General features: G+C 42.1%; 18 protein-coding genes. 12 read left to right on the top strand and 6 right to left on the bottom strand.

Annotated features, from left to right (window positions below; genetic code table 11):
• The 8 genes from mraY (at position 1) to ftsZ (ending at position 10,117) form a co-directional block, all read left to right on the top strand.
• Positions 1 to 1,212, top strand: a complete 1,212-nt coding sequence (gene mraY / locus ACPUEN_RS12775; RefSeq protein WP_425636302.1) for a phospho-N-acetylmuramoyl-pentapeptide-transferase — start codon at positions 1 to 3, stop codon at positions 1,210 to 1,212.
• A gap of 5 nt (positions 1,213 to 1,217) precedes the next feature.
• Positions 1,218 to 2,570, top strand: coding sequence for a UDP-N-acetylmuramoyl-L-alanine--D-glutamate ligase (gene murD, locus ACPUEN_RS12770; protein WP_425636301.1), 1,353 nt, complete (start codon positions 1,218 to 1,220; stop codon positions 2,568 to 2,570).
• The gene (locus ACPUEN_RS12765; RefSeq protein WP_425636300.1) at positions 2,567 to 3,733 is read left to right on the top strand and encodes an FtsW/RodA/SpoVE family cell cycle protein; all 1,167 of its coding nucleotides are present in this window, start codon (positions 2,567 to 2,569) and stop codon (positions 3,731 to 3,733) included. The genes murD and ACPUEN_RS12765 overlap by 4 nt, the downstream gene beginning before the upstream one ends.
• Positions 3,734 to 3,762: 29 nt before the next feature.
• Positions 3,763 to 4,845 carry an undecaprenyldiphospho-muramoylpentapeptide beta-N-acetylglucosaminyltransferase gene (gene murG / locus ACPUEN_RS12760; protein WP_425636299.1) on the top strand — a complete coding sequence of 361 codons (1,083 nt, stop codon included), beginning with the start codon at positions 3,763 to 3,765 and terminating at the stop codon, positions 4,843 to 4,845.
• Positions 4,842 to 6,254: a UDP-N-acetylmuramate--L-alanine ligase gene (gene murC, locus ACPUEN_RS12755; protein WP_425636298.1), complete on the top strand. Its 1,413-nt coding sequence runs from the start codon at positions 4,842 to 4,844 to the stop codon at positions 6,252 to 6,254. The genes murG and murC overlap by 4 nt, the downstream gene beginning before the upstream one ends.
• The gene (locus ACPUEN_RS12750) at positions 6,251 to 7,009 is read left to right on the top strand and encodes a cell division protein FtsQ/DivIB (protein WP_425636297.1); all 759 of its coding nucleotides are present in this window, start codon (positions 6,251 to 6,253) and stop codon (positions 7,007 to 7,009) included. The genes murC and ACPUEN_RS12750 overlap by 4 nt, the downstream gene beginning before the upstream one ends.
• A gap of 10 nt (positions 7,010 to 7,019) precedes the next feature.
• A complete protein-coding gene (gene ftsA / locus ACPUEN_RS12745) occupies positions 7,020 to 8,330 on the top strand; it encodes a cell division protein FtsA (protein WP_425636296.1) in 1,311 nt (436 codons plus the stop codon).
• 95 nt (positions 8,331 to 8,425) lie between these two features.
• The gene (gene ftsZ / locus ACPUEN_RS12740) at positions 8,426 to 10,117 is read left to right on the top strand and encodes a cell division protein FtsZ (RefSeq protein WP_425636295.1); all 1,692 of its coding nucleotides are present in this window, start codon (positions 8,426 to 8,428) and stop codon (positions 10,115 to 10,117) included.
• Between the two features lie 3 nt (positions 10,118 to 10,120).
• On the opposite strand, the gene ACPUEN_RS12735 is transcribed toward ftsZ, so the two are convergent.
• Entirely contained in the window at positions 10,121 to 10,645 is a 525-nt protein-coding gene (locus ACPUEN_RS12735; RefSeq protein WP_425636294.1) for an NADPH-dependent FMN reductase, read from the bottom strand.
• 94 nt (positions 10,646 to 10,739) lie between these two features.
• On the opposite strand from ACPUEN_RS12735, the gene ACPUEN_RS12730 reads away from it, so the two are divergent.
• Positions 10,740 to 11,561 carry a purine-nucleoside phosphorylase gene (locus tag ACPUEN_RS12730; protein WP_425636293.1) on the top strand — a complete coding sequence of 274 codons (822 nt, stop codon included), beginning with the start codon at positions 10,740 to 10,742 and terminating at the stop codon, positions 11,559 to 11,561.
• 393 nt (positions 11,562 to 11,954) lie between these two features.
• Here ACPUEN_RS12730 and ACPUEN_RS12725 read toward each other — a convergent pair whose 3' ends face one another.
• Positions 11,955 to 13,514: an SDR family NAD(P)-dependent oxidoreductase gene (locus ACPUEN_RS12725; protein ID WP_425636292.1), complete on the bottom strand. Its 1,560-nt coding sequence runs from the start codon at positions 13,512 to 13,514 to the stop codon at positions 11,955 to 11,957.
• Between the two features lie 279 nt (positions 13,515 to 13,793).
• On the opposite strand from ACPUEN_RS12725, the gene ACPUEN_RS12720 reads away from it, so the two are divergent.
• Both ACPUEN_RS12720 and ACPUEN_RS12715 read left to right on the top strand, forming a co-directional pair.
• Positions 13,794 to 16,139 carry a TonB-dependent receptor gene (locus tag ACPUEN_RS12720; RefSeq protein WP_425636291.1) on the top strand — a complete coding sequence of 782 codons (2,346 nt, stop codon included), beginning with the start codon at positions 13,794 to 13,796 and terminating at the stop codon, positions 16,137 to 16,139.
• Between the two features lie 21 nt (positions 16,140 to 16,160).
• Complete coding sequence (locus ACPUEN_RS12715) at positions 16,161 to 16,799, top strand: hypothetical protein (RefSeq protein ID WP_425636290.1); 639 nt, start codon at positions 16,161 to 16,163, stop codon at positions 16,797 to 16,799.
• 23 nt (positions 16,800 to 16,822) lie between these two features.
• Here ACPUEN_RS12715 and ACPUEN_RS12710 read toward each other — a convergent pair whose 3' ends face one another.
• Together ACPUEN_RS12710 and ACPUEN_RS12705 are read right to left on the bottom strand one after the other, a co-directional pair.
• Complete coding sequence (locus tag ACPUEN_RS12710; protein WP_425636289.1) at positions 16,823 to 18,094, bottom strand: alpha/beta fold hydrolase; 1,272 nt, start codon at positions 18,092 to 18,094, stop codon at positions 16,823 to 16,825.
• A gap of 132 nt (positions 18,095 to 18,226) precedes the next feature.
• On the bottom strand, positions 18,227 to 19,108 hold the full coding sequence (locus ACPUEN_RS12705; RefSeq protein WP_425636288.1) for a glycoside hydrolase family 16 protein: 882 nt from the start codon (positions 19,106 to 19,108) through the stop codon (positions 18,227 to 18,229).
• A 287-nt stretch (positions 19,109 to 19,395) separates the two neighbouring features.
• Between ACPUEN_RS12705 and ACPUEN_RS12700 the strand changes: the two genes are divergently transcribed.
• A complete protein-coding gene (locus ACPUEN_RS12700) occupies positions 19,396 to 20,964 on the top strand; it encodes a phage tail sheath family protein (RefSeq protein WP_425636287.1) in 1,569 nt (522 codons plus the stop codon).
• A gap of 59 nt (positions 20,965 to 21,023) precedes the next feature.
• Here the strand turns inward: ACPUEN_RS12700 and ACPUEN_RS12695 are convergent, their stop codons facing one another.
• Both ACPUEN_RS12695 and ACPUEN_RS12690 read right to left on the bottom strand, forming a co-directional pair.
• Positions 21,024 to 21,695 (bottom strand): hypothetical protein, encoded by a 672-nt coding sequence (locus ACPUEN_RS12695; RefSeq protein ID WP_425636286.1) that lies wholly within the window; start codon positions 21,693 to 21,695, stop codon positions 21,024 to 21,026.
• Positions 21,685 to 21,921 (bottom strand): hypothetical protein, encoded by a 237-nt coding sequence (locus ACPUEN_RS12690; protein WP_425636285.1) that lies wholly within the window; start codon positions 21,919 to 21,921, stop codon positions 21,685 to 21,687. Before ACPUEN_RS12690 ends, ACPUEN_RS12695 begins: the two co-directional genes overlap by 11 nt.
• Positions 21,922 to 22,019 lie beyond the last annotated feature (98 nt).

Raw genomic sequence — 22,019 nt, 5'->3', positions numbered from 1 at the left:
ATGTTATATCCACTTTTTGATTATTTGGACAAAGTACTTGATATCCCAGGGACAGGGGTGTTTCGTTATATCTCATTCCGTGCTGGAATGGCATCGCTTTTTTCTTTAATCATAACCATCTCCTTTGGTCACAAAATTATCGCTTGGATCAGAAATAAGCAGATCGGTGAGACGGTAAGAGATTTAGGCTTGGAAGGGCAGCAGGAGAAGAAAGGTACTCCAACTATGGGTGGTTTGATGATCATGGCGGCCATTTTGATCCCGACTTTACTCTTTGCAGATCTTAATAATATCTACATCATCCTTTTGCTGATCACCACAGTTTGGCTTGGAGGGATTGGTTTTGTGGATGATTACATCAAAGTTTTCAAGAAAAACAAGGAAGGACTTGCAGGAAGATTTAAAATCATCGGTCAGATCGGTATCGGCATTATCGTAGGTTCCACGCTTTATTTCAACGAAAGTGTAGTTATCCGTGAATTCCCAAATTCTGTTTCTATAGAAGAAGGTGTGGTAGAAACCTCGGTTTACAGAGATGTGAAAGTGGCTAAAACTACCATTCCATTTACCAAAAATAACGAGCTGAATTACGAGACTTTGCTTGGCTTTATGGGCGAAGCGATGACTCCAATTCTATACATTTTCGTGGTGACGTTCATTATCACGGCTGTTTCAAATGGTGCAAATATCACCGATGGAATTGATGGGCTTGCGGCGGGAACCTCCGCCATTATCGGGTTGACGATTGCGATTTTCGCGTACATCAGCGGTAATGCTATTTTCTCTTCTTACCTCAATATCATGTATATCCCCAACTCGGGTGAGCTCGTGATTTTTGCTGCGGCATTCATTGGTGCCTGTGTGGGATTTCTTTGGTATAACGCCTATCCGGCCCAGGTTTTTATGGGCGATACAGGCAGCTTGATGCTTGGAGGAGTGATTGCGGTTTTGGCTTTGACGCTTCGCAAAGAATTACTTATTCCAGTAATGTGCGGAGTCTTTGTAATCGAAAATGTCAGTGTGATGCTCCAAGTGGGCTACTTCAAATACACCAAGAAAAAATACGGGGAAGGCAGAAGGATTTTCCTGATGTCTCCACTTCATCATCATTACCAAAAGAAAAATATCCCTGAAGCCAAGATCGTAACCCGATTCTGGATTGTGGGGATTCTTTTGGCAGTGATCACTTTGGCAACACTAAAACTTAGATAATAAATATGAACAGAATAGTCGTTCTGGGTGCAGGAGAAAGCGGAGTGGGAGCAGCAATGCTTGCCAAGCAGAATGGCTATGTCGTTTTTGTATCGGATGCTGGGCAGATTTCTCCCGCTAGAAAGGAAGAAATGGAGCGATTGGAGATTCCATATGAAGAAGGCAAACATTCCGAAGTCAAAGTGTTGAGTGCCGACTTGATCATTAAGAGTCCTGGGATTTCTCCAAAAACAGAAATAGTAGCTAGGGCATTGATCATTGGGATTCCAATTATCGACGAATTGGAATTTGCCTTCGGTTATTCCAAAGGAAAGGTGATTGCGATTACTGGAACCAATGGAAAGACTACCACGACTTTGCTTACTTACCATCTGATGAAAGAAGCGGGTTTAGATGTGGGACTAGCTGGAAATGTAGGCAAAAGCTGGGCTGGCCAACTACTTGAAGGAGATCATGACTATTGGGTGATCGAGTGCAGTAGCTTTCAAATCGACGGTTTCCAGACTTTCAAGCCTAGCATTGCGATTCTGACCAATATCACGCCTGATCACTTGGATCGCTACGATTATCAGATTGATAAATACATGGATTCCAAGTTTGGGATCTTCAAAAATATGACTTCAGCTGATCAAGCCATTTTCTTCGCAGAAGACTATTTGACTTTGGAAGGATTGAAGACCAAAACAATTCCTGCAACCCAAAACTGGATTTCACTCGAGCAAGCGCAGCAAAGTGGAGGCTATTTATCCAGACTCACGCTTGAGATGAAAATAGCAGGGAAATCAGCTCAAATTCCGATGGATTCTCTTTCCATCAAAGGAAAGCATAATGTGCTAAATGCACTTTGCGCCGGAACTGCAGCACTTTGTGCCGGGGTAACCGAATCTCAGATGATCGCAGGTTATCAAACCTTCAAAAACGCGCCACACCGAATGGAGGAAGTCAGAGAAGTCGACGGCGTGAAATTCATCAATGACAGCAAAGGGACTAATGTGGAAGCTACTGCTTACGCCTTGGCAAGCTATGAGAATCCTTTGATTTGGATCGCTGGTGGGGTGGATAAGGGTAACGAATACTCAGTACTCAAGCCTTTGGTAAATGAAAAAGTGAAGTCGCTGATTTGCTTGGGCAAGGACAATGATAAACTAAAAACAGCTTTTGCAGGAGATATAGCTGATATCCGGGAAACTCAGGATATCCGGGAAGCAGTGAGTTGGGGCCAAGAACTAGGCAAGCCTGGAGATATTGTATTGCTATCGCCTGCATGCGCAAGTTTTGACCTATTCAAAAATTATGAAGACCGCGGAAATCAATTCCGCGCAGCTGTAGAAAACCTTAAAACCAAAGCCATCTCATGAGTGAGTTTAAAGCATGGATAGATAGGAATTTCAAAGGCGACCCGATCATTTGGGGCATTGTCATTCTATTGTCGCTTTTCAGTATTCTGGTAGTGTATTCCGCTACGGGCTCTTTGGCGTATAAATATGCGGGAGGAAATACAGAGATCTACCTGATCAGACATTCCATGTTGATTTTCGTGTCGCTGGTGGTGATGTGGTTTGCCCACAAAATTCCTTACAGAAAGTATGCAGTTTACGCTCGATTGGGAGTGATTATATCTATCCCACTTTTGCTGGTGACTTATTTGTTTGGTTCCAATATCAATGAGGCAAATCGCTGGATTACCATTCCGGTAATTAACCAAGCATTTCAGCCTTCAGATTTAGCAAAATTGGCCTTGATAGCTTCGATTGCGGGTATGCTTGCAAGACGTCAAAATAATATCAAGGACTTTAAGAGCACTTTCGTGCCTATCATTATTGCGATAGGATTGATCAGTGGATTGATCGCTATGGCAAATTTCTCAACGGCAATTCTTCTATTGATTACGTGCTTGCTCATCATGTTCATAGGGCGAGTTCCTGTGAAATATTTAGCAATGGTGTTAATGGTTGGCGCATTAGGATTGACAGCTGCTGGATTCATAGGACAAAGAGGAGCAACTCTTGTATCCCGGGTTGAAGACTTTATGAACAAGGATGAAATCCCATTCCAGGCTGAGCAATCTTACATCGCAATCGCAACTGGAGGAATAGGAGGAAAAGGCCCAGGAAATTCTGAGCAGAGAAACTCGCTTCCGCATCCTTACTCGGATTTTATCTATGCCATCATCATCGAGGAATATGGTCTGATCGGAGGATTCTCCGTGCTATTCCTATACCTCGCCTTGCTTTACCGGGGCATGCGTATCGTGGCAAATTCAAATAAAGCATTTGGTGGATTGCTATCTGCGGGACTGAGTTTCGCATTGGTGATCCAAGCCTTAGTGAATATGGCTGTGGCCGTTGGCTTGGGTCCGATAACAGGCTTGCCACTGCCACTACTAAGTATGGGGGGGACCTCTTTGGTTTTCACTGGAATATCGCTGGGAATTATCCTTTCGGTAAGCCGTGGAGATCATCAGGATGAATCGCAGACTAGCTCTGCTTTTGGGAATAAAACACGACTTAAAACCGCATAATTATTAACGCACAGCGCACATATCGCATTTTGATCAGTGGTGGAGGTACCGGAGGACATATCTATCCGGCTATCGCTATTGCCCATGCCTGGAAGGAAAAACATCCTGCCAGCGAGATCTTATTTGTGGGTGCTTTGGGCAAAATGGAAATGCAAAAAGTACCAGAAGCTGGATACAAAATAAAAGGTCTTCCGGTGGCTGGATTGCAAAGAAGTTTGTCTCTGGAAAACCTTAAGTTTCCTTTCAAATTATTGAAAAGCCTGACCCAAGCTTCGAAAATCATTAAGGATTTCAATCCAGATGCGGTAGTAGGAGTCGGAGGCTATGCAAGTGGTCCGGTACTTTATGCTGCGCAAAAGAAAGGAATACCAACGCTGGTTCAAGAACAAAATTCTTATGCCGGTTTGACTAATAAAATTTTGGCCAAGCGAGCTAAGAAGATCTGTGTGGCTTATCCTGAAATGGATCGCTTTTTCCCAGCTGACAGAATTGCCTACACAGGTAATCCAGTTCGCAAGGATATCCTGGATTTATCTGGAAAAAGAGAGAAAGCAATTGTCCATTTCGGACTTGATACTGATAAGAAAACAATTCTTGTTTTGGGAGGCTCACTTGGAGCTAGAACACTGAATAATGCGGTACTCGCCGATATGCAAAAGCTGGAGGCTGAGGGCTATCAGGTGCTATGGCAGAGCGGTAAGTTTTATTTCCAGGAAATGAAATCCAAGCTGGCTGAGTCAGGATTGAAGAATATTCACCTGAATGAATTTATACGCGAGATGGATTTGGCTTATGCGGCGGCTGATGTGATTGTGTCGAGAGCTGGCGCATTGTCAGTTTCTGAGCTTTCTCTCGTGGGCAAGCCGGTGATTTTCATCCCGTCTCCAAATGTGGCTGAGGATCATCAGACCAAAAATGCCATGGCTTATGTAAGCCACGATGCCGCATTGCTTTTGAGAGATTCAGAAGCCGTAGGCGCTTTGGAACAAAAAATAATGGAGCTAATGAAGGACACTCAACTGTCTGAGTCATTAGGGAAAAATATAAAGAATCTGGCTAAGCCGAATGCGGCCAACGCCATAGTGGAGGAAGTAGAACTATTGATCGCATGAGTTTCGAAGGAATAAATAGCGTCCATTTGCTCGGTATTGGTGGCATTGGCATGAGCGCCTTGGCTCGCTGGTTTCGCCATGAAGGATATGCCGTGTCTGGCTATGACCGTACACCTTCGCCGCTGACCGATGAGTTGATCACTGAAGGGATGCAAATTTCTTTCGATGACAAACAAGAAACTATCCCAAGTTCAGTTACAGGGAATCCTGAAAAAGCACTGATCATTTGGACTCCGGCTATGCCGAAGGAAAGTGCTCAGTTGAATTTCTTCAGAGATCATGGCTTCCAAATTAAGAAAAGATCTGAGGTGCTAGGTATAGTAACGAATAAGTACTACACCATCGCAGTAGCTGGGACACATGGCAAGACAACCACTTCTTCCATGATCGCTCACATGCTGAAATCTGCAAAGAAATCTGTGGTGGCTTTCCTTGGCGGAATCACTCAAAACTACCAGAGCAACTTGATTTTGGGAGGCAAAAAGTCTAAAGACCCCACATTAGTGGTAGTGGAAGCAGATGAGTTTGACCGCTCATTTCTAAGACTTCATCCAAATGAGATTGTGCTTACTAGCGCTGATCCTGACCACTTAGACATCTACGGAGACGAGCAGCATATCCTCGATGGATTCCTTGAGTTCGTCAATCTGGTAGATAAAAAAGGCAGGCTATACATACAGCAGCATGCCGCGCAAAGACTGGGAGAAGGTAAACTTCCAAAAGTCTCAACTCGGGAATACGGATTAAGATCATCTGGGATCAGCGCAGAAAATATTCAGGCAAGACCAGGGTCATTTGTATTTGATTATGTGGATGGCAAAAATGAAATCAAGGGTTTAGAGTTGTTCATCCCAGGATTTCATAACGTGGAAAATGCCTTGGCTGCTATTGCAATTGCCTTGGATCATCAGATATCTGAGGAGCAAATCAGGAAAGGAATTAGCTCATTCAAAGGAGTAAAGAGAAGATTTGAGATTCATGTAAATGAAGGAAATCAGGTCTTCATCGATGATTATGCGCATCATCCTGAGGAGATCCGAGCATGCTTGAGTTCTGTTCGTGCGATGTTTCCAGCTAAAAAGCTGACAGTGATTTTCCAACCTCACTTGTTTTCCCGCACGAGAGATTTTGCCGAAGGCTTCTCCGAAAGTCTATCCTTGGCAGACTCGGTGATTTTGTTGGATATCTATCCAGCAAGGGAGCTTCCAATTGAGGGAATTACCTCTGCTATGCTTCTTGAAGGCATTAATACGGGACATAAAGAATTGGTTTCCAAAGAGAATTTGATAAACCATTTGGATCAGACTTCTCCGGAAGTTTTGGTGACACTGGGAGCTGGTGATATCGATCGTCTGGTGCCAGTAATAGCATCATGGATGAAAGAAGGACTTAACCGATACGCATTATGAAGAGGGCCAATATAAAGAAAGTGCTTGCTTTTGTAGTGCTCACATTGGTGCTGGTGGGGTTTATTGGTTTTGTGGAAAAGCAAACCCTGTATAAAACCTTCCAAGGTACTGAGATTGACATTGAAGGAGTAAGTGGAGTTTATTTCGTGGAAGATGCTGAGATCGCTAAGATCCTCAGTGAAGCCTTTCCAGACTTGAAAGCTGGGTTGATGCTGGAAGAGGTTCCGATGAAGGCAATCGAAGCTAGACTACTGGGTCATCCATTTGTGAAGTCGGCTGAGGCGATGCTGGGTCAGAAGGGGATTTTGAATTTGAAGATCAGCCAGCATCAGCCGATTGCAAGAATTGCGCAGCCTTTAGGCGCAGATGGATATATCACAACGGAAGGAAAAGTCATTCCTACTTCGACTTCATACACTAGTCGAGTGCTGATTTTGGAAGGAGAATATGCAGAGAGATTGATGGATAAAGGCGAAATCAATACGGATATGCCTGAGTTGATGGACTTGATCACATTCATCACGGAAGATGAGTTTTGGAATGCTCAAATCACCGAAGTGGAATTGAATTCCAGAGATGATATCCGCCTTTATCAGCAGGTAGGGAGACAAATCATCGAGTTCGGAGATGCACATGACATAGTAAATAAGTTTGACCGGATATCGGTCTTTTATAAGGAAATATTGCCTCGCAAGGGGTGGAGTGCTTACAACCGTGTAAGCGTGAAGTTTAAGGATCAAATCGTCTGTGAATAATAGCTTGGATATGGAAAACAAAGAATTAATAGTAGGACTGGATATTGGGACAACCAAGATCTGTGTCATCGTAGGCCGCAAAAATGAGTATGGTAAACTCGAGGTGCTTGGTATGGGCAAAGCCGTTTCTGACGGAGTTGATCGAGGCGTAGTGACCAACATAGACAAAACTGTCCATGCAATAGAAAAGGCGGTGGAAGAAGCCTCGGAAATGGCCAATGTGGACATCGCTGATGTCATTGTGGGAATTGCTGGCCAGCATATACAAAGTAAGATTCAGAGTGGAAGCATTATGCGTCAGCCGACGGATGATGAGATCACTATCGAAGACGTAAGGAGACTTTCCAGTGAGATGGAAAACATCCTTATTCCTCCGGGAAACACAATTATTCACGTAATGCCACAGGATTACACTGTGGATTACGAAGGTGGTATCAAAGATCCAGTTGGGATGTCGGGTACTCGTCTAGAGGCTGATTTCCATATCATTACAGCCCAGACCACCGCTATCAACAATATCAACAGATGTGTACGCCGAGCAGATTTAGTTTCCAAGCAACTGATTCTGGAGCCGTTGGCAAGTTCACTTTCTGTTTTGAGTGATGATGAGAAAGAAGCGGGCGTTTGCCTGGTGGATATAGGAGGCGGTACCACAGACATCGCTATTTTCTACGAGAACATTATCCGTCATACAGCTGTGATTCCTTTGGGAGGAAATATCATCACCAAAGACATCAAAGAAGGCTGCATGGTGATGCAGAACCAAGCTGAATTGCTAAAAACCAAATTTGGAAAAGCCATCACAGAAGAAGCAAATCCTAATGAGATCGTATCGATTCCAGGCTTAAGAAATAGAGCTCCAAAAGAGATTTCCATTAGAAACCTGGCTTCAATCATTCAAGCAAGAATGGAAGAGATCATCGAGATCGTCCAAAATGAAATCATGCAAAGTGGCCACTACAAGAAACTGGCAGGAGGAATTGTCCTGACGGGCGGTGGGTCACAATTACAATTTATCAGCCAGCTGTTTGAATACATGACTGGACTGGATACTAGAATTGGCTATCCAAATGAACACTTGGGCAAGTCAGTGATCGAAGAAGTGAAAAGTCCAATGTATGCAACCTCGGTAGGCTTGGTACTGGCAGGATATAAAGCACTCGACGATAGAGATCAGGGATATACCAACCGCACTGCCAATGGGAAATCAGTGAAAAGAACGAAAAGTATGGAGATCAATCCAAAAGACATATTCGATAAAATCGCCGGAAGACTGAAAGGAATTCTAAGCGATGACATCGGAGACGATATTAATTACTAGGGCTTATGATTGGGGAGATTGATGGCTCTGCTGCCAATTTCCCTTTTTAAAACTCCACTAATACAACCATAGAAAATTCACCAATAAATATAAATATGTCAGATAACATGAAAGATTACAGATTTGATTTACACAAAAACCCGAAGTCAATTATAAAAGTAATTGGCGTAGGAGGAGGCGGTTCCAATGCCGTAAACCACATGTTTGGTCTAGGGATTAAGGACGTTGAGTTTGTGGTAGTCAATACCGATGCTCAAGCACTTAAGTCTAGCCCGGTACCTTTGAGATTGCAACTTGGCGCCAATTTGACCGAAGGTCTAGGTGCTGGTGCAAATCCTGAGCAAGGTAAAAATGCAGCGATAGAATCAGAGGATGAGATCCGTGAACTATTGGCTGACAATACCAAAATGGTATTCATCACAGCAGGAATGGGTGGAGGTACCGGTACTGGTGCAGCTCCTGTGGTAGCTAGAATCGCGAAAGAGCTCAATATCCTTACTGTGGGTATTGTGACTGCCCCCTTCATGTTTGAAGGAAAAAAGAAAATGAATGTGGCTCAGGCTGGTATTGAAGCACTTCGTGAGAATTGCGATACGGTTTTGGTTATTTTGAATGACAAATTGAGAGAGATCTATGGCAATCTTGCCATCAGAACTGCTTTCAGCAAAGCAGATGATATCTTATCTACTGCTGCAAGATCTATCGCTGAGATCATCACTGTTCATCAGGATGTCAACGTGGATTTTGAAGATGTGAAGACAGTAATGAAAGACGCTGGGGCTGCGGTGATGGGATCTTCAACCGAGGAAGGTGAAGGACGTGCAATCCGTGCAGCCGGTGCTGCCATTTCTTCTCCATTGTTGAACAACGTGGACATCAAAGGAGCTGAGAAAATCTTGCTTTCTATCATGTCTGGAGAAGATGAGGAATTGTCAATGGACGAATTGAGCGAAATCACTGAATACATCCAGGAGAAAGCTGGCGACAATGCTGAAGTGATCTTTGGTCAAGGTATTGATCCGGAATTGGGCAAAGCTATCCGTGTAACTGTCATTGCTACAGGTTTCCAAATGGACAGATTAGCTGGCACTAAAAGAGAGGAAACAGCAAAAGCAATTGCTGCGCCTTCTCCAGTTCCAACTCCAAGTCCAGTGCAGGAAGTAGAAGAAGAGAAAACAGTAATCAATTTGGATTCTGGTAAATCCGAGAAAGTGAAAGAAGAGCCAGTTGCTAACGGATCTACTTTTGTGTTCTCTATGCCAAAAACTCCTGCTCCTGCTCCTGCACCAACTCCAGCTCCGGAAGTGAAGCCAGTTGCTGAAACTCCAAAGAGAGAAGAGCCAGTTGAAGCGCCTAAGCCAGCTCCAAAGAAAGAAAGCTTATTTTCTTTTATGAAAAAGGAGGAAGTGAAAGCTGAGGCTCCAAAGCCGGCTCAAGAGAAAATCGTACATGACCTTTTCGAAGAAGAGGAGGAGAAAAATACTGCTGAAGAGCCTAAGAAAGAAGAGCCAGCTACTCCAGCTTTTGCAAATGATTACTATGAGCAAATGAAGCAAAAGGCGATTCAAAGAGCGCACGAGCGTTTTGAAAAGCTAAAAGGTAACCGTGCTTTCAACCCAACTCCAGAAGAATTGAAGGAGAAAATGGAAGTTCCTGCTTATCAGCGTAAAAATGTAGTATTGAACGAACCTCAGCATAGCTCTGAGCCAAGCATCAGTAAGTACAACTTGAGCGATGACAATGAGATTCTAGGAAATAATAGATTCCTGCACGATAATGTGGACTAAGTCCTAAAATTCAAGCAGCATGTCTGCCTGGGTTTGCAGCAAGTCCATGTACAACCTGTTGGTGAGCAGGTTATCTGACATATTTTGCTCTATTTTAGCCAGTTTCGGCTTGAGAGCAAGGACATGCATTCCCAGATAATGGAAGATGTCGGTAAGGTGGCTCATAGCGATGCCACCGCCGCCTATTCCAGATGAAATACCCACCAAAGCACACTTTTTATTCCTGAAGGTATTAGGGTAGGTCATCCCATCTATAAAGGTTTTCAAGATTCCCGGGAAAGAACCATTGTACTCAGGGACGATAAAAACGAACTTTTTCCCATCCACTAATTGATCGTGGAACTCGTTATACAACTCATGTTTCCCGTTATTTTCATAAAGTGCATTATCTATAAAATCACTGGGTAAATCCTCCAATTCAAGGATTTCTGATTGCTCTCCTTTCTCCTTAAGAATGCTTTGATAAAGCTCTGCAATAGTTTTTGAAACAGAATTCTTACGGTTGGTTCCTACGATTATTTTGATCATGTTTTGTTTTTTCTAAATGCAATACACTCTTAGCACTATAAAAGTTTGAAGCTAGGAGGTAATTTATATATTTAGGGCTGGCAAATTACATCGTATGAACTACCTAAATCAAATCTCTGAAGCAACTTCTTTCATCCAATCCAAATATTCTGGCCAGGTATCAATAGGAATTATTCTTGGTACCGGACTTGGACATTTGGGTGAGCAGATCACAGTGGAAAAGGAAATTAATTACGCAGATATCCCCAATTTCCCGTTAGCTACTGTAGAAAGTCACTCAGGTAAATTAATTTTTGGAGAGCTTTCAGGGAAAAAAGTGATGGCAATGAAAGGACGTTTTCATTACTACGAAGGCTATTCCATGCAGGAAGTTACTTTTCCTATTCGCGTGATGAAAAAGCTCGGTGTAAAAACATTGCTTGTCTCAAACGCAAGTGGAGGATTGAATCCAGAACAGGAAGTTGGAGATGTCATGCTGATTCGGGATCAGATAGATATGTTTCCCGAGAGCCCGCTTCGAGGAAAGCATTACGAAGAATTTGGTCCTAGATTTCCGGATATGAGTGATGCCTATTCTACTGATTTAACTGCAATTGCTTTAGGTTTTGCTAAAGAAAATAATTTCCGGGTTCATACAGGAGTATATGTCGGCGTTCAGGGTCCAAATCTTGAAACTCCAGCAGAATACAAATACCTACGTGGAATAGGAGCGGATGCAGTTGGCATGAGTACAGTTCCTGAAGTGATCGTAGCTAGACAGGCGGGAATTGAGGTATTTGGTATTTCTGCGATTACGGATTTGGGAGTTGAAGGGAAAATAGCCAAAGTTACTATTGCCGAAGTTCTTGCTGCTGCCGCAATAGCCGAGCCTGTAATGGCAGAGATTATTAAGGAAGTGGTTAGGAAGATGGATTGAAGTTAGTTGTGCTTCTTCTCCAGAATCTGGGCTTTTTAGTTCTCCTTCTGCATACCAACGGTATGACCAATACAAGCCCAGTATGAAATGCTTGGTGAATAAAGAGAAATCTTAAATGCCAACGGCATGATCAGTATTTCAATTCAAAATATCAAAGCGCCAAAGGGGTTTTATTTCGCTCTTTCAGAGCTTTTGAGATTGGCACGTTTCCCAGAGCACCCAGCCCTAGCAGGCTGGTCTAGGTTATTTAGGGCTTTCAGCCCTGTTTTAAATGAGTTTCTAACCAGGATAAAGAAAACTGCGCCTCTGCGCCTTGGCGGGAGACACTTCGACTTTGCTCAGTGAGACACCTAGCCTTTAAACGCCGCGACGTTGCGCCGCCGTGAGAATACCCTACCAGCTAGTCGGTTTATAATCCTTCAGGAATTTTCCATTCCAATGTTTTCCTGTATTGATCCCATCAAATAGCGGATCCATTACTCGGGCTGCTCCGTCAACAATGTCAAGAGGAGGCTGGAAGTCATGTAAATCCTGCTTACGTTTCGCCAACTCAGCTGGATCCTCATCCGTCACCCAGCCTGTATCGACTGCATTGGTGTATATTCCAAATTTAGGTAGCTCAGCTGCCGAAGTTAATGTCATCATGTTCAATGCAGCCTTCGCCATGTTGGTATGTGGATGTCGGGCTTCCTTGTGGAATTGATGGAATTTGCCTTCCATCGCCGACACATTGATAATGTGTTTTTTACCCGTTTTATCCTTCTTCATGATGTTTACAAGACGATTGCATAGCACAAACGGAGCAACAGAATTTACTAGCTGAACTTCAAGCATTTCGTTGGTGTGGATTTCTCCCAGCTTCAATCTCCAGCTATTCGTTTTTCTCAAATCCACTTGCTGAAGATCAGCATCAAGTTTTCCAATAGGGAAAATCTCCTCAGAACTCAAGGAATCATCGATGCTGTAAGGAATTTGAGTCAGCTGGGCAGAGGAAGTCAATCCTATTCCTAATTGCTTTCCATGCCAGGAGACAGGTAAGTTTTTGTTTTCTCCATCGGCGAATTCCTGACTAAGAATACGAATCTCCTGCAAGCAGGCATGATGATCGGCAAGTAATTTTTGCGAAGCTGAAGAGAGGTCATTCCATTCCAAGGTCTCATTTTCCATCAAATGCTGATAAAAGCCAGATGGTCGGCGAACTGTCTGAGCAGCATTGTTGATCAATACATCCAGGCGATCATATTTCTGCTCTATGTAATTGCAAAAAATCTCCACACTTGGGATATGTCTCAAGTCCAAGCCATGAATATGAAGTCGATTTCCCCATTCATTAAAATCAGGTTCCTTGGCAAATCGCAAAGCTGAATCCACCGGGAATCGAGTAGTGGCAATCACAGTCGCTCCCGATCTTAACATCATCAGCGTAATATGGTAGCCAATTTTCAGGCGAGAACCCGTCACTAAAGCCACTTGTCCTTTCAGATCCGCAGTCTGGAATCGCTTGGCGTAATTGAAATCCCCACAACCTGTACACATGGTATCGTAGAAATGATGCAGTCTATCGAAGGATTCCTTACAGACATAGCATTCGCGAGGTGATTCGAGAATAATGGCTTCATCAGCTTCTTTTCCAGTCAATTCCAGCATAGTTGGTGCGATGAAAACAGAAGCTTCCCGAGCAGAACGGATGCCAGTTGTTTTTCGGGCAGATTTGTCTTTATCGGTAACTTTCTTTCTGTGGATCTTCTTAGCGCCTTTTTTACGCTCGGCAAGTTCTTCTTTGCTTGGTCTTGAAAATTGCCCTGCAGCCATCAATAGCGCAAGCCTACTTTCTTTAGGAATATCAAAAATCTGGTCAGTATCCGCATTCAACCCTTCGAGCACTGCGATAGCTTGAGCAATTTGTTCAGCGGTGATTTTCACTGGTGTTACAGATTCTGATTCCTTTTCCATGGTTGTTAATAACGAGGGCGCAAAAGTAAAGATTTTAAAAATGGGAATGACGTACAAAGATGCTCAAAGGATAAGTGGGTCAGGATAAAAGGAAACGGGACAGTAAGAATTTGACCCCAAAACAATTGCTCCTTCGCGCCGTTGCGGGAGGATTTCAAAAAAAAATGGGATTCACTGAATAGTTAAATCGCCGCACCGCTGCGCCGCCGCGAGATTTTTTTTTGCCACTAAGGGTAAATCCCCAACCCCTTGTCATAGAATCAAACTAAACCAATTATTATGAATTCGTTTACAAAGATTTTGGGGATACTATTTTTCATGGCAATCAATCCCCTTCAAGCGCAGCAACTCACACAAACTATTCGTGGTACAGTGATCGATCAAATCACAAAAGCTCCAATGCCTGGTGCCACAGTGATGATTATTGGGTCAGATCCTGTGGTCGGCACCACCACAGATTTAGCTGGAGATTTTAAGATCACAAATCTCCCATTAGGTGCCTATTCGCTTAAAATTAGTTTTATGGGCTTCAGGGAAATCATCTTTCCTAATGTGCAACTGAACTCAGGAAAGGAAGTGGTTCTCACTATTCCTTTGGTAGAAGATATCACTCAAATCGACGAATTTGTTGTCACCGCTATAGATAAAGAACGAACGATCAATGATATGATTCAGGTGAGTGGACGCACATTCTCTGTGGAGGAAGCTAGGAAGTTTGCCGCTGCGGTAAATGACCCAGGGCGAATGGCTTTATCTTTTTCGGGCGTTACAAGTACGGATGATGGCAATAATAATATTTCTATCCGTGGCAATAGTCCCAATGGCTTGCTTTGGAGGATGGAAGGAATCGAGATTCCTAATCCAAATCACTTTGTGAATCCTGGCACTTCAGGCGGCGGTGTCTCCATCTTGAGTTCACAACTTTTGGCAAACTCAGATTTTCTGACAGGAGCTTTTCCTGCGGAATATGGTAATGCACTTTCTGGCGTATTTGACCTGAGCTTGCGAAAGGGGAATAATGAAAATCAGGAGTTTACACTTCAGGCAGGATTTCTTGGATTGGATGTAGCTACGGAAGGTCCTATTGCCAAAAACTACAAAGGTTCTTATCTGATAAACTATCGGTATTCCACGCTGTCCATGCTCTCGAAAATCGGACTTCCTCTGGGCGATTTTGTGACAAATTTCCAGGATTTGTCTTTCAACGTCTATTTGCCAACAGGGCCAAAAAGCACGATTACCTTATTTGGGTTCGGTGGACTAAGTGATCAGAATGGTGATGCTTTGACAGATTCATTGGAGTGGGAGTCTGAAGGCGATCGCTACGGCGGGACATTTTTCTCCAATTCTGGTGCAGTTGGGATCAAGCATTCTTTTATTTTGAATGAGGCAAATTTCCTGCAAACTACCGTTCTGGCGTCGGGGAATTCCTTGGGAACCTCAGAGAATAGATTGGATGATAATTTGCAGTTTGAGGATCGCTTCTACGAAAACTACAGTAACTCGAAAATCACACTCAGTTCTGTTTTGAATACTAAATTTTCGGCAAAGGCGAATTTGAGATCTGGTTTTTATGTGAACCAGCTGTACTATAATCTTCGCGAAGATAGTTTTGAGGAGGAGTCACAACGCTTGGAGACGAACATCAATTCCAAAGGAAATACACAGAGCATCCAGGCTTTTTCCCAGCTGAACTACCGAGCGAGTGAACGCTTAACAATTAATGTTGGCTTACATTATTTGCAACTTTTGCTGAATGATTCTAAGTCTATCGAACCTAGATTCAGTGCGTCCTATGCGCTGGACGAAAAGCAGCGTTTGAGCGTGGGTTACGGCTTACATTCCCAGGTGCAGCCGCTCGGGACTTACTTCGCCGAGCAGGAAGTTGATGGGCAAATTACGCTTCCAAATGAAGATCTAGATCTTAGCAAATCACATCATTTTGTGCTGGGTTATGATCGATCGCTCACTCCCTATTTACGGATGAAAGTGGAAACGTATTACCAGCATTTGTTTAATATTCCTATCAAAAATGGCGAAGATGAGAGCTATTCTATCATCAATCAGCAATGGACTTTTGCCACGGATCCGTTGGTCAATGAGGGTTTTGGGAAAAACTATGGGGTTGAAGTGACCTTGGAGCAGTTTACGCATAATGATTTGTACTTTCTTCTTTCCACCTCCCTGTACAATTCGCAGTATATAACCAACGAGAATGTCTGGAGAAATACGGCGTATAATGGCAATTTCAATGTGACCCTCACAGCTGGAAAGGAATATGTCCTAAAGAAGAACCGGGTTTTTGGGATAAATCTTCGAACTATTTATAGTGGTGGATTACGTGATACACCGATTGATTTGGCAGCTTCTATCGAAAAAGGTGAAGGCGTTTATATTGAAGATCAGCTTTATTCGGAAAAAAGCCCGAATTATTTCCGAGCCGATCTTCGCTTTAGTCTTAAGAAAAACAAGCCAAAATCCACCCGTACCTGGGCACTTGATATTCAAAATGCTACAAATCGGAAGAATGTGTATGGAGAATACTTCGAACCTATGGAAAACAAGATCAAAACTTCCTATCAGGCTCCGCTGATTCCGATATTGAGTTATAGAGTTGAGTTTTAAAATTATGAAACGAGGCAAAAAGTGCTTCGTTTTTTTGTTTCAAAGAATCAGGCGATTACATGTCTAGCTAAAATTAATTGTGGTTATAAATCGGGTATTTTTAAAATTGGTTTAGGATTTGAGAAGCATTTTTTCCCAACTCTTACACGTATCTACATTCAAATGAAAATTTCTCATTCTTTATTTTTAGCCAGTTTTATATTTCTCATTCTATTTGCTTGTAGTCCTGATGAAGAGCCTCTTTTTCAAGAAAAATACACAACTGAAGATTTATACAAGTTGCATGGTACTGATCTGAAGGATTGGAGAATTGAAGCTTTTTATGATAATTACAAGCAGAAAGTGCTAAGTGCAAAAAACGCCTGTTTTATTGATGATATTTTTGTTTTCCAGAAAGGAACGAATGAAATACAGGTTGTTCCGGGGGAAATCAGCTGTAGCGACGTCGATCCGGAGGATGAAATCACCACGGCTTCCTATGAATTTTATGAGCAGGAAGGTCTCATCTTCATTTCGATCAGCAAGGCTTCCGTAGTTAATGGAGTCATTAAAAACAACTTTTTCAGTTTGCAACTTGTGGAATTGTCAAACTCTAAAATGATTTTTGCTAGCGGTGAAAAAGGTGATTATGGAATGTCCTTAGTTTTTGTGTCGATTTAGAATTGTCATTTTCTTAAGAAAAATCAGTTATCCATCCCTGCCAGCATCTCTTCTCCTTTGATCAAATTCTTTTTGAAAAGCTCATAGTCCCGATGTTGAGGCTCAGCACCCATTTCTACTGCTTTTTGGAAAAGAGGAACAGCTTCTTCTACTCTTCCTAAAGCCATTAGACCTTCACCTAAAGAATCATAGACATTGGCTGAATTTGGATGATTTTCAAGGTTTTTTCGGAAAAGTGAAACCGCTTGCTTGTATTTATCAAAGCGCATGAGACTATAACCCATCATGTTGATATTCTCTTCAGTGAGTAACGAGCCGGGCAGATAGGAGTAGAGATCTGTGATAAATGTATCAAACTCCTCTGGGCTGAGCTTCTGTGCAGCATTCGCGATTTTCTTATTTGGATCAGCGTAAATTACCTGGCGAACTGATTGTGCTATTTGCGTAGGCTCTTGGAGAAGAAGTGAATTCAATGACCCTGAAGAGAGAAGCACAGAATATTCGGGGTGAATAGGTGTGTACTCGTCTAGAAATTTCTTTTTGGACTCAATCAATAAGTTGAAAAATTCACCAGAATTTGCTGAAAGTGAACCCATCATTGGAAATGCGTTAAATCTACTTCCTAGAATCACCAATGAGTTGACTTCCGGTACCGCTTGTGAAGACCAGATTAACTTATTGTCCTTGAGCATCGTCAAAAACAGTTCTGCTTCCTGCTTATTTCCTGTTGATCTTCCAGTCATTCTCAATTTTTGATAATCCATATATTCGGAAATCAATTGATCCCCATCCAAACCTTTTTCGCTCAAGTATGCACTGAGTTGCTCTGAGTTTTCTGTATCCAAAACAGGATCAACATAAATCATTCCCTCTACTTCACTTGGATGATCTTCTGCAAATTCACGTGTCAGAAGATTTCCCCAGTTATTTCCCGCTAAAATATAAGGAGGTTGGATTTTCATTTCTGCCAAAAGTGCTTCCAGTTCTTCGACGCGTGCATCTACTGAAGGCTTTCCGCTAGAATCGCTTGACTTCCCAAGCCCAAGTCGGTCATAAGATAGCACAGGGGAGAACTCAGCGATTTGCTCAAATACTGAATTCCACACTTCTAAACTTTCCCCACTTCCTGCTTCCAGAATTACAATGGGCTGGTACGCTTTTCGCTTCGCTAAACCTGAAGTTTTAGCCCGCATTTGATTTCCATCTACGGTAATTAGTTCTGTTTTTGATTGGGCAAAAAGCTCAGGGGAAATTAAAAGAAATGATAATATTCCGAATAAAAGCGCCTTCTTCATAGGATAGCTGATTAGTTTGAACTAAAAGTTAACTAAAAAAGGTCTGTTTATGAAATGCTGAGGTACAGCTATTTGCAAAATTTAACAAGTTGTTTTGAATATTCTTTTCTGCCGGATCTGTTCAAAAGTTCCTTAGAGTAGCTTATTTTTTTTGTAGGCCATCCAGTCCACTTCCAGTTCAAAGGGGAATTCAGGCTTCTCAAGAGAATTTGGATTGCCTTCCACTGCCCAGTCTATCGTATGCCAGAAGTTCATTCTATACTTGGACGCATGTTGGGGAATTCCTAGTGGAGACCCTTGATAATCCCATAATATTAGGGTGTCAGCCGTCTCAGGATGAAGCATCCACCAGCGCATTTTTTCACTTTCCCAGTCAAAACCATAGGTATAGAACTGTTTAGAAGCATCGTAATTTTTGATCGCGGGAATACTCTCCGGGATATTCTGCAAGCCAGTTAAGAGAGTTGGAGTCCCATCGTAATTCACTTTTGAGATTGTTTCGAGGATTTTCCCTTCAGCTAGATTGATGATTCTGCCTATGCGCTGCAACTTGCCTTGCTCCCCAGTCCAAGTCCCAACGTAGATAATTCTTGGGTCAGCTATCAGCCATTCAAAGTCAATTTCACTCAGTCCTTCTTTCTCATCTTCATGATAGGTGAAATATCCGACAACTGCTCCCACATTCGGTTGCTTATGGCTTACATCTGGCACTTTTAGCCTAGCAGAGTAAGTTCCAAAATGTGTGAAATGCTTGGAAATGATCTCCGGACCCTTGCCTGGGCCTGCTTTTTCGTCTGGGTTCAGTTTAAAAGAAAGGATTTCAGTTTTAGGCTCGGAGGGAGATGAGATTCCCATTTTGTATTTGAAATCGGCTGGCATTCCTGTAGAACCGTAGCGGAAAATTTTTGACTTTGAGGAAGAAAAGTCCTCGAAAAATGATTTCTGGATTTTCTGAGAATCTTTTGGAATTAAACTCACCAATATCAAGAATAGTAATATGATCACTTGCTTCATAAGAATGAAGATAGAGAATTTATAATTTGAGATTTTTTGGTAGTCTACAATATGGATGGTTTTTACATGCGGTTACAAACTCCTCTCTGAAGGATATTTCAAGCAAACTTGTAGGAAAGTCTTCGGCTTATTCTAAGGTATAGTTTGAAATAAACCTTATTTTAGAATTGAAGAGGCTTTCTTCCAAAATTACTGTACTCATAGTTAATCGTGAAAATTCTGCTCTGGAATCAAGTTTAGCCCATCTTTTTCTTTTTCACATTTTCCATTTTCAACTTATTCAAATCATGGCTGCAAAGTATAAGAAACCAGGAGTTTATATAGAAGAGAAGAATGCCTTTCCCAATTCAGTAGTGGCTGTACCTACAGCTGTTCCTGCTTTTGTAGGTTATACGCCACAGGCAGAATATCAGGGTAAGTCTTACTTGAATGTTCCTATTAAAATTTCCTCATGGAATGAATTTTTGGCTATTTTCTGCATCCCCAAAAAAGAAAGAGACTTGCCACAGCAGTATAGTCCAAACTATTTTGTGGTTAACAAACCCAAAAGTCAAGTAGCTGTCAATTCTTTCAGTTTAGCTAAGGGCGACTATCTAATACTACCCGATCCTAGCACCATTTATTATCTATTTTTATGTGTGAAACTGTTTTTTGAAAATGGTGGAGGTGAAGCTTACATCGTATCTGTAGGAACATATGGTAAAGTATCGGGCAGACCTCTTGGCTCAAATGATCCCTTGATAAATCAGAATGTTTCTTTGAAAGCATTTCTACAAGGACTTTCCCTGTTGAAAAAGGAGCCTGAGCCCACACTGTATGTTTTTCCTGATGCGACTTTACTTTCAAATGAAAATTATGCCACACTAATGCAAGCTATGCTTCTTCAATGTGAAGAGCTTGGATCTACCATGAGTTTGCTTGATGTGCAAGGAGGGAATAATCCTACCCAGCAGAATTACCTTCAATTAGTCGAGAATTTTAGAAATAGCACAGGAAGCATTGGGCTTTGCTTTGGCGCAGCTTATTTTCCGTTTTTGGGAACCACAGTTCTTCAGCCGGAGGATTTGAATTACACGAATCTCTTTGGAGGGGATTTGGATCAATTGTCTGAGCTAATCAATCCTAAAAACAGCGATGCCTCAGTCACAAGTGTTTTCGAAATGATCAATGATATCCATAATCAATCGATCAGTGTCAATCAGCTCAATAATGCCCTGCTTAAATCGAGTGCATTTTATGCTTCGCTTTTCGCCAAAGTACTGGATTTAGCTAATACTTTACCTCCAAGTGCTGCGATGGCTGGGTTGATCACTATGAATGATAATGTCAAAGGAGTATGGAATTCTCCTGCAAATATCGGAATCAACCAAGTTAAAGACCTGCCTATTCTTCTGAATAATGATCAGCAGGGACCGCTTAACGTAGATCCAGTCAGCGGGAAATCAATAAATGTAATTCGTTCTTTCATAGGCGAAGGCGTACTGGTTTGGGGAGCGAGAACGCTTGACGGAAATAGTCAGGATTACCGATATATTGCTGTTCGGAGAACCCTTATATTTCTTCAGCAGTCCTGCAAATCTGCTCTAGAAGCTTATGTTTTTCAGCCTAATGATGCAAATACTTGGACCGCAGTGAAGTCTATGATTAATAACTTTTTGACTAATGTATGGAAAGAAGGAGGCTTGGCTGGGTCACGTCCTGACGATGCATTTTCTGTGGAATGTGGACTCGGGACAACGATGACTGCGCAGGATATTTTGGATGGATATATGAATGTTAGTATTAGAGTCGCTATAACTCATCCTGCAGAATTTATCGTGCTTACTTTCCAGCAGCAAATGGCTACTTCGAGCTAAGTCAACAGACTAGTTGATTATTTGTGCCTAAAAGTCTGCAGCTTTCAGCCCATATCAGGTTAAGGTCTACAATCCTTTATAAGATTTTTGATCCCTTTTCGGGTTGAAATTCTAACAGCTTTAAAAAGTGAAGCGGAATTCAAATCTATCGTTTCTCCGTCACCGATTGGAATTGGAAATCCTCCCATATTGGTTTCAACGGATTTTTCAGAAATAATATTTCCTGTTGCAGTTTCCTTCATTGCGATCCGAAGACTGCTTTTGACTTCCGTATCTGCATCCCAATAGCTTGGAGAATTAAAGTCGGAGGGATCGATTTTTTCCCAGTTGCCTGTCCATGCTAATTCTCCCAAACTTAGCCCTATGAGATAGGATATCCCCAGCTCTAGATTAAGTTGAGCAAGTTGATCAGGGTCATTAATGTCTTTGATGCCTGCCTTTAGCAGTTCATATTCCATTTGATCATAGATGGCCACCTTGGTAAAACCCTCCTCTTGAAATATTTCGACAATCAATTCTTCCAGATACCTGTGATCTCCAGGAGAAAGCTTTCTAAAGCTCTCTTGCCAGTTGAGCGGAAGGAGTAATATTCCATCATTTTGGTTTAGATGAACATGACACTTGATTCTAGGATAGATTTTAGTAGATGAGCAGGCAGAAAAAACGAGAAGGGTAATAAGTAGAAGGCAACCATTTTTCATCATGTACTTATTCAATACTTTAAAACTCACTTACGGTACGATACTTTGCCCATTTACTCACCAATCCAATGATTGAAATAACATGAATAACCATTGCTGAGCCTAGAATTAAATCAGTATTTGGTTTACCGTTAATTTTAAAATAAGCTCCAAAAAGTATCATACTCACACTGAGAAGCAAAAGGCGAAACATGAGTTTCTGACGCTTGGTGAGGTTGTTTATGCGTGGGAAAAGTTTGTTGATGAGATAGGTCATGGTAGTGTTTTCAGTAATTACTTCGGTTAATTAAGGATAAAAAGGCTTCTACGAAATTATTAATTTTCAAACAACCAACAACCAACAACCAACAACCA

It is taken from the genome of Algoriphagus yeomjeoni (assembly GCF_049821175.1).
GTDB classification, from domain to species: domain Bacteria; phylum Bacteroidota; class Bacteroidia; order Cytophagales; family Cyclobacteriaceae; genus Algoriphagus; species Algoriphagus yeomjeoni_A.
The sequence above is the reverse complement of the archived record's forward strand: the minus strand, read 5'-3'. Positions and strand labels throughout refer to the sequence as shown.

What these genes read in the sequence shown, in the direction of transcription:
- ftsZ (WP_425636295.1), top strand. Translation starts at nt 8,426, where the DNA reads ATGTCAGATAACATGAAAGATTACAGATTTGATTTACACAAAAACCCG.
- ACPUEN_RS12700 (WP_425636287.1), top strand. Translation starts at nt 19,396, where the DNA reads ATGGCTGCAAAGTATAAGAAACCAGGAGTTTATATAGAAGAGAAGAAT.
- mraY (WP_425636302.1), top strand. Translation starts at nt 1, where the DNA reads ATGTTATATCCACTTTTTGATTATTTGGACAAAGTACTTGATATCCCA.
- murD (WP_425636301.1), top strand. Translation starts at nt 1,218, where the DNA reads ATGAACAGAATAGTCGTTCTGGGTGCAGGAGAAAGCGGAGTGGGAGCA.
- ACPUEN_RS12690 (WP_425636285.1), bottom strand. Translation starts at nt 21,921, where the DNA reads ATGACCTATCTCATCAACAAACTTTTCCCACGCATAAACAACCTCACC.
- ACPUEN_RS12750 (WP_425636297.1), top strand. Translation starts at nt 6,251, where the DNA reads ATGAAGAGGGCCAATATAAAGAAAGTGCTTGCTTTTGTAGTGCTCACA.
- ACPUEN_RS12765 (WP_425636300.1), top strand. Translation starts at nt 2,567, where the DNA reads ATGAGTGAGTTTAAAGCATGGATAGATAGGAATTTCAAAGGCGACCCG.
- ACPUEN_RS12730 (WP_425636293.1), top strand. Translation starts at nt 10,740, where the DNA reads ATGAACTACCTAAATCAAATCTCTGAAGCAACTTCTTTCATCCAATCC.
- murC (WP_425636298.1), top strand. Translation starts at nt 4,842, where the DNA reads ATGAGTTTCGAAGGAATAAATAGCGTCCATTTGCTCGGTATTGGTGGC.
- ACPUEN_RS12720 (WP_425636291.1), top strand. Translation starts at nt 13,794, where the DNA reads ATGAATTCGTTTACAAAGATTTTGGGGATACTATTTTTCATGGCAATC.
- ACPUEN_RS12710 (WP_425636289.1), bottom strand. Translation starts at nt 18,094, where the DNA reads ATGAAGAAGGCGCTTTTATTCGGAATATTATCATTTCTTTTAATTTCC.
- ftsA (WP_425636296.1), top strand. Translation starts at nt 7,020, where the DNA reads ATGGAAAACAAAGAATTAATAGTAGGACTGGATATTGGGACAACCAAG.
- ACPUEN_RS12705 (WP_425636288.1), bottom strand. Translation starts at nt 19,108, where the DNA reads ATGAAGCAAGTGATCATATTACTATTCTTGATATTGGTGAGTTTAATT.
- ACPUEN_RS12725 (WP_425636292.1), bottom strand. Translation starts at nt 13,514, where the DNA reads ATGGAAAAGGAATCAGAATCTGTAACACCAGTGAAAATCACCGCTGAA.
- ACPUEN_RS12735 (WP_425636294.1), bottom strand. Translation starts at nt 10,645, where the DNA reads ATGATCAAAATAATCGTAGGAACCAACCGTAAGAATTCTGTTTCAAAA.